10 protein-coding genes are annotated in these 12,904 nt (G+C 53.7%); all 10 read left to right on the plus strand.

Translation table 11 applies throughout. The features are described 5' to 3' along the window. Positions 1–64 precede the first annotated feature (64 nt). The 10 genes from EYB31_RS26105 (at position 65) to EYB31_RS26145 (ending at position 12,612) form a co-directional block, all read left to right on the plus strand. Entirely contained in the window at positions 65–2,401 is a 2,337-nt protein-coding gene (locus EYB31_RS26105; protein WP_165452626.1) for a helix-turn-helix domain-containing protein, read from the plus strand. 106 nt (positions 2,402–2,507) lie between these two features. Next, positions 2,508–2,678, plus strand: coding sequence for a hypothetical protein (locus tag EYB31_RS40370; RefSeq protein ID WP_165452627.1), 171 nt, complete (start codon positions 2,508–2,510; stop codon positions 2,676–2,678). After that, complete coding sequence (locus EYB31_RS26110; RefSeq protein WP_131016368.1) at positions 2,675–3,892, plus strand: MFS transporter; 1,218 nt, start codon at positions 2,675–2,677, stop codon at positions 3,890–3,892. The genes EYB31_RS40370 and EYB31_RS26110 overlap by 4 nt, the downstream gene beginning before the upstream one ends. Before the next feature lie 59 nt (positions 3,893–3,951). Then, positions 3,952–4,881: a carbohydrate ABC transporter permease gene (locus EYB31_RS26115; protein ID WP_420819475.1), complete on the plus strand. Its 930-nt coding sequence runs from the start codon at positions 3,952–3,954 to the stop codon at positions 4,879–4,881. Between the two features lie 60 nt (positions 4,882–4,941). Further along, positions 4,942–5,730 carry a carbohydrate ABC transporter permease gene (locus tag EYB31_RS26120; RefSeq protein WP_170318274.1) on the plus strand — a complete coding sequence of 263 codons (789 nt, stop codon included), beginning with the start codon at positions 4,942–4,944 and terminating at the stop codon, positions 5,728–5,730. A gap of 363 nt (positions 5,731–6,093) precedes the next feature. Then, positions 6,094–7,455, plus strand: coding sequence for an ABC transporter substrate-binding protein (locus EYB31_RS26125; protein WP_131016370.1), 1,362 nt, complete (start codon positions 6,094–6,096; stop codon positions 7,453–7,455). A 93-nt stretch (positions 7,456–7,548) separates the two neighbouring features. Continuing rightward, positions 7,549–9,378, plus strand: coding sequence for a cache domain-containing sensor histidine kinase (locus EYB31_RS26130; RefSeq protein WP_131016371.1), 1,830 nt, complete (start codon positions 7,549–7,551; stop codon positions 9,376–9,378). Then, on the plus strand, positions 9,371–10,993 hold the full coding sequence (locus EYB31_RS26135) for a response regulator transcription factor (protein ID WP_131016372.1): 1,623 nt from the start codon (positions 9,371–9,373) through the stop codon (positions 10,991–10,993). The genes EYB31_RS26130 and EYB31_RS26135 overlap by 8 nt, the downstream gene beginning before the upstream one ends. Before the next feature lie 122 nt (positions 10,994–11,115). Next, the gene (locus EYB31_RS26140; RefSeq protein WP_131016373.1) at positions 11,116–11,841 is read left to right on the plus strand and encodes an SDR family NAD(P)-dependent oxidoreductase; all 726 of its coding nucleotides are present in this window, start codon (positions 11,116–11,118) and stop codon (positions 11,839–11,841) included. A gap of 105 nt (positions 11,842–11,946) precedes the next feature. Further along, entirely contained in the window at positions 11,947–12,612 is a 666-nt protein-coding gene (locus EYB31_RS26145; protein ID WP_131016374.1) for a ThuA domain-containing protein, read from the plus strand. Positions 12,613–12,904 lie beyond the last annotated feature (292 nt).

Consider the following 12,904-nt stretch of genomic DNA (forward strand, 5'->3'; position numbering starts at 1 on the left):
TGTTGCCGAAGGGAGCTTCTCCGCCATGCCGCGCTTCAGTAAGCCATGCCGCCTTATTTCCGCTATGAGCCGTAAAAAAATCGTGCTGTGTATCATACTGATCGCGGTGTTGGCGGTGTCTGTTCCGCTGCTTGTTATGTTGACAGCAGCGTACCGAAGTATGAGCCATACGATGGAGCGGGAGGCGGGAGAAGCCGGCACGCGGCAATTGCAGCAATCGGTCAGGGGACTGGAGTCATTGTTCAGCCAGCTGAAAGAGGCGGGGACGCTCGCCGCGGTCAGCCCGTCGTTCAGCCGGTTCGAACGTTATTCCGGCGAATTAGGGTCCGCGAGGTTGTATCATACCGGCGAAACGGGATCGGAGCAGGAAACGGCGTACGCGATGGTCCGCAGCGAAGCGGCTGAACGGCTGCAATCGCTGTTTGTGGCCGGCGGTTTTGTGGAGTCGGTGTATTTTTACGATCTGAACAAAGGCATCGTGTTGGCGCTGGACCGCAAAGGAAGCCCACAGCAATATGTGTACGGCGCTTTTTACGACAAAAGCGGTTCGATTCCGGCACAAGGCGGCTCGGATCCATTGCAGCTGAATGTGCGTTCCGTTAAAGGGGAAGGCGGCAGCGAGCGGAAGCTGCTGACTTTATTGATCAAAACCGGAGTACCCGGCAATGCGCTGGCCGTTAATCTGGATCCTGCGTTATTGTACGGCAGCTTGCACGAGCAGAACGGCCAAGCCGAGCTGTATGCCGTCTCGGCTTCGGGGGCGCTTGTGCTTCAGCCGGAAGGCAGGACGGAGGCCGGCGCTTCCAACAACGGTTACGCCAGATTGCAGGAACTACTGCGGAATGAGGCAGACGGCAGCGCGGCGGCAATCGGGGCGGTCCGCATTGCAAGCCAAAGCGGTCAGCGGGTGCAGCTTGCCAGCCTGCACTCCGCGATGCTGGGCTGGACGTTTTATCGTATTTCGGAATGGAAGCCGTTTCACGAAAACGCCGGTTATCTTACCTTTGGCATTGTATATTGTGCAGTGATTGCCGCCGCCGCGCTCATAATCTGGTTCTCGCTAAAACGCACCGCTGCGGGAAGTTCCTTCCGCCCCCGAACGAACCAAGCGGAAGCCGGCGACCCCTCCTTCGCCAGCGATTGGTGTGAGCTTCACTCGGAGCAAGCGGCTTCGCTGGAGCGCGATTTTTATCAGCAGCGGTGGCTAGAACGATTGCCGGTTTACCAGGAAGCTTTCAAACGCTCGCTGATCGATTCGCGCAGCCATACACTGGATGAATTGGCGCAGCAGAAACGGCGGCTGCAGCTAAACATGGAATTGGAGCAGCTGATGCTGATGGTTGTTTCCATAGATCCGGAAATATCGGGGCAAGCTCCGGAATCCCGCCTCGCCGCCGACGAATTGCACAATCTCAAGGTGCTGGAATGCATTACTTCGGGCGGTATTTTCAAGGGGAAGCTGTTTGCCGTGGAGATGACGGAGGACCGGATTGCGGTTGTCGTCCATACGGCCGGATCGGACATCATTTATTTGCTGGGAAAAGTCCGGGACCTGCTCGACCGGCTGCATAACATGTGCACAGGCAGCTTCTCCATCGGCGTCGGCCGCTTGTGCGATACGGCCTTGGACCTGCCGCGGGCATATGAAGAAGCGCTGGAGGCGTTATGGCAACGTGTTACCGACGAGGCCAATCAAGTGATTTATATCGATGATATCGCGGCCACTCCGCAGGACCGCATGTTGCTTTCACGTGCGCAAGCCGACGCGCTGCTGAGGGCTGTGCAAACGGGGCGTGCCGCGGAAGCGGTCCGCTTGTTTCGGGAAATCGCGGAGACTATGCGGCAGCAAAGCAAAGAAGCGCCCTACGGGCATATTCAAGCCGAATGGATGACGCTGCGCGGACGTATAATGGCCGTGCTGCATCGCATAGGAGCCGCTGCCGGCGGGGCGGACGAATCCGCATCGGTTGATGCCGGGGTGTCCCGGCTGCAGACGCTATCCGAGTCTGCCGAAATGCTGGAGCGTTATATCGGGGATGCGGCGAAGCGGGCCGGAGAAGCGCTGCGGGCCAAAGACCGCCGTCTCGCGGATAAATTGATCGCCATGATCGGGACACTGCCCGATTCGGATCTATCGCTGCATGCCGTCGCCGCCCGGCTTCAGCTCAACCCGTCTTACATCGAACGGCTGTTCCGGCGTTCCACAGGCGGGACCTACGCCGACTATGTCAACGGGGTGAGGATCGCCAAAAGCAAACAGCTGCTGCTGTTCAGCCAACTGAGCGCCGAGGAAATCGGCAGGAAGGTCGGTTACGACAACATGTATTACTTTCTCAAAATATTTAAGGAACAAACCGGGATGACACCCGGGGAGTTCCGCAAATCGGCCGGGAAGCATTAATCCCCGCAGTGGCGGTTGTGCTTGCAGCCGCCGATTGGGCTTGCCGGAGAATCCATAAGAGTACTTTTGCCGCAGAATGCAGGTGCGGCGGGGTACTCTTTTTTGCATGGCTACAAAAGGTCAAAAAAGTGCGATAGAAGATCAAAATCGCGTCACTGAAACAGATGCCGTTTTTCCTATAATAAGAGAGCACCCAGGAGGATGCAGCACCACGAGAGGAGAGATTTCATTGTTTGTTTGCCTTATTTCAGCAGGAGGGGAACGTCGCACATCATGAATATGGAGCAAAAGGCTAGTCCCACGATGTATTCCGTGCTGTTTGCCGTCAGCTTGGCTCATCTCATCAACGATGCGCTGCAGGCCGTCATCCCCGCATCTTACCCCATACTGCGGGATTCGCTGGGCTTATCTTACACCCAGATCGGAATCATTACGTTTATTTTGTATTTTTCTTCATCGGTGATGCAGCCTTTTGTCGGCATGTATGCCGATGCGAAACCGTCGCCGCGGATCCTGCCGATTGGCATGGCGATCGCCCTGCTGGGCATGGTTGGCATCGCTTTGGCGCCGGGATATGCGCTGACGCTGCTCGCAGTGGCATTGATGGGTTTGGCCTCCGCGATGTTTCATCCGGAGGGGGCGCGAATCGCTTATTTGGCAGCCGGTCCGCGCAGAGGTTTGGCGCAGTCGATTTTTCAGGTTGGGGGCAACTCCGGCAGCGCTTTGGCACCACTGATGACGGCGCTGATCTTTTTCCCGTTCGGACAGAAGGGAGCGATGTGGTTTACGCTGATCGCGGCGGTTGGCATCGCTTTGCAATGGCGGGTTGCCCGCTGGTACGGAGAGCAGCTGGCGCGGAATCCGCGCAAAAAACCGCAGGCCGCCGCACCTCAGAAGGATACCGCCAGACGGGTGAAAATGGCGATCCTGATCATTATTTTGATCGCGTTTGCGCGTTCCTGGTTTGGTTCCAGCATCTCGACTTATTTTTCATTTTATCTCATCGAGCATTTTCATATGACCGTGCCGCAAGCCCAGGTCTATATATTCCTTTACATGGGAGCCGGCATTATCGGCACCTTCTTCGGCGGAGCGCTTTCCGATAAAATCGGCCGGAAAAACGTCATTTTGCTTTCCGTACTTGGTGCGGCCCCGTTCGCCATTCTTCTGCCGCACGCCGGAGAAATCATGATTTATCCGCTGCTGTTTATACTCGGACTGATCAACCACAGCAGCTTTTCCGTGACGATCGTTTACGTTCAGGAGCTGGTGCCGGGCAAGGTGGGCATGGTATCGGGCCTCATTACCGGTCTGTCGTTTGGGCTTGGCGCGATCGGCGCGGTGGCGCTGGGGGGACTGATCGACATGACGTCGCTGACACAGGTCATTACCGCCTGCTCGTTTATGCCGCTGCTCGGCGCGATCGGATTGCTGCTCCCTTCGGACAAGGTCGTCCGCAGCTGGCGGAACCGGGCAGAGATCGGGGGATAACAAGCGAGGCGAAGCTAGCCGTATAAAATTTTGATTCGAGGTGATCGCATTTGAACCCTATATCTTCGGCTGCTGCGGCGGCCAAACCGGCGGCAAGACGGCGCAGCGGCTCGCTGCAGCGAATGGAATCGCTCACAGGGCTGCTGTTCGTCAGCCCGATGCTGATCGGCGTCTCGGTGCTGACGCTGATGCCGATTATCGCCACGATTGTGCTTTGTTTTGCCGATTGGAACTTTGTTGCGGGCATTCACGGTCTGCATTGGGTAGGTTTAAAAAACTTCCAAACGCTGGCGCAGGACGAAACATTCCTGAAATCAATGAGCAACAACGGCATTTTTTTGCTGACGGTGCCGATTTATATGGCGATTTCGCTGCTGCTCGCCATTCTCATCAACAAACACGTTTATTTCAAAGGATTTTTTAAAGTCGCTTATTTCATGCCGTATATTTCAAGTGTTGTGGCCGTTGCTACCGTGTGGATGGTGTTGTTTAATCCGGCGTCCGGCCCGGTGAATCAGTTTCTGATGTCGCTTGGGGTGGCGAATCCGCCGAAATGGATCGCCGATCCGGCTTATGCGCTGCCTTCGCTGATGATGGTGTCGGTATGGATATCGATTGGCTTTAACTTGATTATTTACATCGCCGGACTGCAAAGCATACCCAACGATCTGTACGAAGCGGCGGCCATCGACGGTGCGAGCGGTTGGATGAGGTTCCGCAAAATCACGCTGCCGCTGCTGTCGCCGACTTCGTTTTTCCTGCTGATCTCGGGTATTATCGCGACATTTAAAGTATTTGATCTGATCGCCGTCCTGACCAAGGGAGGGCCGTTGAAATCAACGACGATGATGGTCTGGTATTTGTACGATACGGCGTTTGTCAATTTGAAGATCGGTTATGCTTCCTCGATGGCGATGGTGCTGTTTCTGTGCGTGCTGGCCATTACGCTGCTGCAATGGATCGGCCAAAAAAAATGGGTCAATTATTAGAAAGGAGGCAACTGCGTGCAGGCATCGTTTGATTTACGCAAAGTGATCGTTACCATAGTTATGTTTGCTGTCAGCCTGTTGTTTCTGACGCCGTTTTTTTGGATGGTGTCGGCTTCGTTTAAGCTGGAGGGCGAAGTGTTCAGCTTCCCGATTCAATGGATTCCCGAGCATTGGAACGCATGGCCCAATTACAAGGAGGTGTGGTTCGGCAAATATCCGTTCTATATTTATTATTGGAATTCGATTAAAATAAGCGTGCTGACGACGCTGCTGTCCTGTGCGATTTCCAGTCTTGCGGCGTATGGCTTCTCGAAAATACATTTTCCCGCGGGAAAATGGCTGTTTCTGGTCGTGCTCGCCACCTACATGGTGCCGGGACAAGCCATTCTCATTCCACAGTTTATTTTGTACCGCTCCATCGGTTTTTTTGACAGCCACATCGGCCTGATTTTCCTCGGCAGCTTCAGTGTGCTGGGCACGTTTATGCTGCGGCAGTTTTTCTTGGGCGTCCATCACGAATATATCGAGTCGGCCAAAATCGAAGGCGCCGGCCATTGGAAAATATTTTGGCTGATCGCGCTGCCGCTTGTCCGTCCCGCCGTAGCGACCTACGCGATTCTGCGGTTCATATGGACATGGAACGATTACCAGAATCCGCTGATCTTTCTGCGCACCGACAAGTTGTATACGATTCAGCTTGCGATGCAGAAGTTTTCGACGATCAACGGCGAGTTCTACTCCTTGATTATGGCGGCTGCGGTTTCGGCGATTTTCCCGCTTTTGATCGTGTTTATTATCGGGCAAAAAAGCGTCATCGAAGGCATCTCCTTGGGCGGAGTTAAAGGTTAGAAGTTTGTCCGACGAAAGCAACACTGAGAATATTTATTCATGACTACAGTTATTCCGGAAAAGGGATGACACTCCGCCGCTCGTGAAAACCGTGTTTTTTTGAATTTATATTTATGGTATAAACACGATTTTCAAGGCGGACGTAAACTCTCCGTGCCATTCCCTTACCCTCCATAACTACTTGAATAAATATTCACGTAAATCAAATCGTCGGACAAACTTCTAAATAATCGTTCCGCCCGGCGTCGTAGGATAAGGTCAAAATAGTCGTTAGAAAAGTCAATATTGTGTCATGGTTCCGATTAAGCGCGTTGCTATAATGAGCATGTTGTGAAAGCGCTATTACGATATGGAGGGGTTACATTGAAAAGAAACACGTTGAAGCTCATCGCTTGCGGCACGTTGTCGCTTAGCTTGCTCGCCGGCTGCTCCGGCGGAGGCGGCGGGAGCGGCGATGCGGCCGGCACCAAGGGGCCGGTGACGCTGCGTTTTTTTACACACGGCTCGGACAGCTTGTACAACTGGACGGAAACAATCCCCGCGTTCGAGAAAAAATTCCCTGACATCAAGATCGAGATGGTGCTGTTGAGCGAAAAAGGGGATACCGCGGAAGCCGGCAAAAAGCTGGATTTGGCAGCGGCATCCGGCGAAACGATGGATATCCTGATGATTCCCGATTCGGCGGGATTCGCTCAGCGCGTCGGCCTCGGCATGGCGGCTCCGATGGACGATTTTATCGCCAAGGAAGGGCTTAACGTCAAGGAGGAATACAAGGCCGACCTGCAGTTCAAGGGCAAATATTATGCGCTGCCGACCAAGCTGAACCCGTGGTATGTCGTGCTGAACAAGGATCATCTCGATCAAGCCGGACTGCCGGTGCCGAAGGATTGGACTTGGGACGAATTTATGGATTATGCCAAAAAGCTGACCAAAGGCGAAGGGCCAAACAAGCGTTACGGCGCTTTTTTCCACGGTCCGACGGGCGGCGGTTTCCTCGAATATTTGAAGCTAGCTCTGGGCAACCAGCCGAAAAATATGGAGTTTCTGAAAGCCGACGGCAGCTCCAATATGGACAATCCGCTGTTTAGAAAAACGCTGGAAATTTTCATGAAGATGGAGAAAGAAGACAAATCGCTGACGCCGTACGCGGACCGGATCTCGCAGAAGCTGGCGTACCGCCCGGCCTTCTTTAACCAGAACGCCAGCATGATTCTGATGGGCAGCTGGTTTACCGCCGAGCTTGGCGGAACCGATCAGTTCCCGCTGAACTTTAATGTCGCGGTAGCGCCGTATCCGAAGAACGCTCCGGGTGATCCAAGCGGGTATGCGCCGTTTATTACCGACTATATGGTCGTTGCCGCCAGCTCGAAGCATAAGGAAGAGGCTTACAAGTTCATTCGCTGGTACACGACGGAAGGGCAGATTGTTCAAGGCAAGCAGATTCCGGCCTGGAGCAAGGTGAAACCGGAGGAAATGGATCAAATTATCGACAAGATCATCAGCAAAACCAAAAGCCCCGAGAAAGTCGACAAAGATTCGATCAAACGTGTTATGGCCGGCTTTAAATCCGGGGAGCAGGTGCCGCCGGTTGCGTTCCAGGCGGAGCTGGCGAAGGCGATTAACGAGGAATTCGAGCAGCTTATTTTCGGCAAGCAGGATATTGATACGACGCTGAAAAAATGGCAGGAACGGGTGCAAAAACTGATTGACACGAACAAAAAATAAACGGCTATAATAGAAGCGTCAATGGGGCCGTGGGCATTGCCATGCGGATGACGGTTATGCGCCGGCCTCTTGCCATATAAGGGAGGATCGCGAATGCGCCATTTGTGGAACAACTTGCTGCGGCCCCGCACGCTTCGTTATAAATTGATGATTGCGTCGGTTGTATGTATCCTGATTCCGGCTTGTATTACGATTTCGGTGTATAACTATTTAACGCGGGACGCCGTCAAAGAGCAAGCGGTGTTAAGCGCCAACGAATCGTTAAAGCTGGTCGACGGTTACGTCACTAATATGCTGAAATACATGCTGTACATCGCGAATTACATCCAGATTGATCCGGATATCAATATGATCCTGAAAAATAACGCCGAGGGCAATCCTTACGTCGGGGACGACGCCGAGTACCGCGAGTTCACCGACACGAACAAAATTACCGGTAAAATCGGCAATATCACGATTGTCGGAGAAAAGTGTTATGTGACGATTTTGCTGAAAAACGGCAAATATTACACCAATTATCAGGCGCACGAATACAACCCGCCCGATTTGTTCAAGGAGCCCTGGTTCGGAGAGATGAACCGCTTGAACGGCGTGCAGTCGTATTGGGTGGGAACGACACCGACCTCGTTCCAGACAGAGCGGCTGGTACATAACGATTACCAGATTTCGGTCGCCCGCACGCTGCGGGGAACGGGACTGGACATCTATGGATACGTCATCGTCACCATCATGGAAAACCAGCTTAATCCGGTGCTGAAAAGTATTTCCCCCGACCAGGAGACGCTGCTGCTCGACGCGTCGGACCACATCTTGTCGCACCGCGACAGCGGCAAAATCGGCTCCTACTTCCCCTACGTGAAAGTGGCAAGCGAGGCGGGGGGCAAAGATATTATCGAGATCGGCGGCGAGAACTATTTGCTGACGACGCGGCCGCTTGGCGTGACCGACTGGAAGCTAGTTTCGTTTTCGCCGTACAAAAAAGCGATTTTTAAGGTCGATTCGATTTTTCAAAAGGTATTTACGTTTCAGCTTGTCTCATTTATCGTGTTTTTGCTGCTGCTGCTTTATTTGCTGCGGGCGTTTACGAAGCCGCTGGTCCAACTCGGCCGTGTCGCGGCTACGGTACGGCGGGGCAATCTGGAGGTGCGTTCGCGCATCCGCGGGAACGATGAGGTTGGCCTGCTTGGCATTTCGTTCGATCAGATGCTGGACCGGATTAAAGATATGATTGCGGAGATTACGTTGACCCAGGCGCGCAAGCGCAAGGCGGAGCTGGCCATGCTGCAGGCGCAGATCAACCCGCATTTTCTGTTTAACGTGCTTAACTCGATCCGCATGAAGGTGCTGGGCAGAGGGGACCGGGACAGCGCGGAGATGATCAGCTCGTTGTCGAAGCTGCTGCGCATGACGATCTCCCAGGAGAAAGACATGATTTCTTTTCACGAAGAGGTCGAAATCATCATCCACTACGTGCAGCTGATGGATATGCGGCAGAAGGAGAAAGTAACGCTTGAAGTCGACGTTTCCTCGGACGTGTTTTTGCAGAAGGTACCGCGGTTTTTCCTGCAGCCGGTGATTGAAAACGCGCTGCTGCACGGCTTAAGCCGCCGTGCGGGCACAATTAAGCTGCGCGCTTACGCAAGCGAACGGCAGTTTGTGATCGTTGTGGCCGATACCGGGCAAGGAATGGAGCCGCACCAGTTGGAGGCGCTTCACCGCCGGATGTTGACCGGCGCTGCCGGCCACGCTGTTGAAGGGGAAACGGGGCAGCATCTTTCCAGCATCGGCTTGCCCAACGTGTGCGAACGGATGCGGATGACGTTTGGTGACGCTTTTGAAATGAAGGTGGACAGCGAGATCGGACAAGGCACTACAGTGACGATGTATGTGCCTATGGAAGCGGAGGGACGAAGCGATGTATAAGGTGATGCTGGTTGACGACGACTATCCCGTGCTGGAGCTGTTATCGGGAGCGATCGATTGGCAGAAGCACGATATGCGGCTGATTGGCGTTCATGAGGACGGCGCCAGCGCGCTGGAAGCGTCGGGGGAAGAGATGCCCGACATCCTGATTACCGATATCGGCATGCCGAAGCTGAACGGCCTTGAGCTGATCAAGGAGCTGAAGGAACGCAAGCCCGGCCTGCGGGCGGCGGTATTGTCCTGCCACAATGAATTTCATTACGCGCAGCAGGCGGTCAAGCTGCACGTTCAAGATTATTTGCTGAAAGATACGTTTGATCCGGCCGATCTGGAGAAACTGCTCGTACAATTTAAGGCCAGCCTGGAGCATGAACAGAAATTGGATATGGAGCAGACGAAACTGCTGAGCATCGTAGACCGCAGCAAAGAGATGATGAAGGAGAAGTTTATCCGGCATACGATTCATGAGCCGATCTGGGACCGTTCGAAGTGGGAAGCGGAAGCCGGAGCGTTTGGGCTGTCGCTGGACGGGTCGGTATGCCTTCCGATTATGGGGTTTATTACCGATTACAAGAAAGCTGTGCTGCGGTTCGGTACGGAAGAGACGCTTGGTTTTGCCGTTACCAATGTCATTTTGGAAGTATTGGCGAAGACGGGCATAAACACGGTGCACAGCAATTACGGGACCAAGCTGAGCTTTATACTGCCTTTGTTTACCCCGACGCTGAAGGTGAACCCGTACGAGCAGACATCTGCACTGATCGGTGTGATCCAAAAAGAAATTCACCGCACTTTAAAAATATCGACGAGTTATTTGATCGGCGGCGTATGCGGCACTCCCGAGGAGCTGAAGGCCGGTCTGAAAGGGCTGCTTGACAGCAAAACGCAATGTTTCTACATGGATGAAGGCACGATCGCCAGAAAGGCGGTTTCGGCTGCCGGCAAAGGGGATATTTTTGCCAAATACGATCAAGCCAGCGAGCAGCTGCGGGAGCTGATTACCGACAAGAACGAAACAGAGCTGATGCAGGCGGTCAAGCGGTGGATGGGACACGTCAAGGAGCAGGTGTGTCCGCCGGAAATCGCCAAGGACTGGGTGCTCAAGCTGCTGCTCGATCTGAAGCTGAAGCTGCAGGCGCTGCAATATTTTCGTCCCCACTATTCGACGGATGTGCTGCACAAAGATATTTTGGAAATCGACACCCTGTTCGAACTTGAGCAGTGGCTGCTGGAATGTTTCCGCAGTATCGTTTCGTTAACCGGGGAAATTGCCGATCAAAGCAAATGCAAGCCGGTGCTTGACGCCCAGCAGTACGTTGCCGTCAACCTCGACAAGCGGATTAGTCTGGAAGAAATGGCCGAACAGCTTTATTTGAATCCGAGTTATTTCAGCCGTTTGTTTAAGCGGGAAACAGGGGAGACGTTCATTGAATACGTCACCCGGATGAAGATGGAGCGAGCCAAGGAGCTGCTTGATCTGACGCAGGAGCCGATGTGCGTTATTTGCGAAAGCCTGGGATACGACAGCCAAAGCTATTTTATAAAGATTTTTAAGACATACAACGGGGTTACCCCTGTGGAATACAGAAAAAAGAAATCGCTGATGCAAGCGTAAATACGATGATGAGCGGGGCAACCGCATGAGGGGATTATAGTTGTGAGTTGTCCTGCGATAGTCAAACAAGAAAAACAGGTATGGGCAAAGTGGTCTTAAAAAAGCATAGGGGAGGAATCGCGATGCATAAAGTCGCTTGTGTGACGGGAGCGGATAGAGGGCTTGGCTTCGAGTTGACGAAGCTGCTGCTTAAGCAAGGATATACGGTGTTTGCGGGGAGATTTCTGAGCGACTGGGATTGGCTGGACCGGGCCGTGCCGGAATATGACGGAAGATTGATTCCCGTCGAACTGGACGTGTCGGACGATGAAAGCGTGAAATTTGCAGCCAAGCTGATCGCCGGACAGACGGATAAGCTTGATCTGCTGATCAACAATGCGGGGATCGGAGGAGGCAAAGACGACGAGATTTTCGGCGATATGCATTTTGACACGATGATGAAGTTGTACAACGTTAATGCGCTCGGACCGCTGCGCATGGTGAACGCTTTAAGCGGCCTGCTGCTCGCAGGAGAAGAGAAGCTGCTCGTCAACATTTCCTCCGAGGCCGGGCAAATTAATCAGACGTGGCGGGAGGGCTGGTACGGGTACTGCATGTCCAAAGCGGCACTTAACGTGCAGTCCAATATCGTCCATAACCAGCTCAAAAGCAAAGGTGGACGGGTGCTGGTCATTCATCCGGGCTGGATGAAATCGTACATGAGCGGCAAACTGAACGAAAACGCCGACATTTCAACCGCGGAATCGGCGGGCCATATCATGAACACGATACGGCAGTATTTGAACAGCGGGGAGATTTCGCAGCACCCGGCGTTTCTCGATTACAAAGGCGAAGTTATGAGCTGGTAAGATCAATAAGCTGAACTAACGAAGGCGACCGCTTCATCCTCGAGGGCTGGGCCTTCCTTGAAGCTTCGAATATGCTTGTAAACAGTATACAGGAGGCGGAATAAAATGGCGGATATTACACGCAGCGCTTTGTTATTAGGAGACGACACGAATTCAAAATATCATCCGCTCCAGGCAGTGGAGCAAGAAATCATCGGCGTGTTTCAAGAGCATTTGCATATTCGCAGTACGGTAGACCGCACGGCGCTTGAGCCGGCGCAGCTGGATTCATACGATCTGTGCATCTCGTACACGGACAGCTGGAGAGTTCCGGTATCGCCGGAACAAACCGCTGGACTCCTCGCTTACGTAAGCGGGGGAGGCGGGCTACTTGTGATCCACAACGGCATCTCGCTGCAGGCGAGATACGAGCTGACGCAGCTGGCCGGGGCGAAATTTACCGGGCATCCGCCGTATGGTCCGCTTGCATTTACCCCCGCCGAAGGCGCGGAAGGGCATGAGATCATGCAGGGTATCGCCGCTTTTGAGATGGACGAGGAGCCATACCGGTTCGACTTCGACCCGTTCACCGAGAAAACGGTGCTGCTGGAGTATACGCACGAAGGAGCGAAGTGGCCCGCCGCTTGGGCGCAAGAGTACGGCTTGGGCCGGGTTGTTTATTTGATGCCCGGACACCATGTGCATTCGTTCCGGCATGACGTATACCGCAAGCTGATTGTCCAAAGCGGGTTGTGGGCGGCAAGGAGAAGCAGCGTTGAAGCTGCGCGGTAAACTTGTCATTGTCGCCGGCTCGGAACTGAAAATCTCCGGCGGATTGGGCGTGTAGGCCGCTGAGCGGTTCCTGCGCGCTGGAGGGGATTTTGTTGGTTTGAAATAGGCAGCAGATGAGCAGAACGGCCGGAATCCCGTGTCCATCCCCTCCAGTGCGCTAAAGCCGCTCAAAGCACAATAAGGACCCGGCGATCTGCCGAGGCCACTGAAAAAGCAGCTTAAGTGAGCGAAATCATGTTGGAGAAGCGCCAGCGTTCGCTTTTGTCCCCGAATTTCACCTGCAGCAAGCAGG

Source organism: Paenibacillus thalictri (assembly GCF_004307995.1).
Lineage (GTDB): Bacteria > Bacillota > Bacilli > Paenibacillales > NBRC-103111 > Paenibacillus_AF > Paenibacillus_AF thalictri.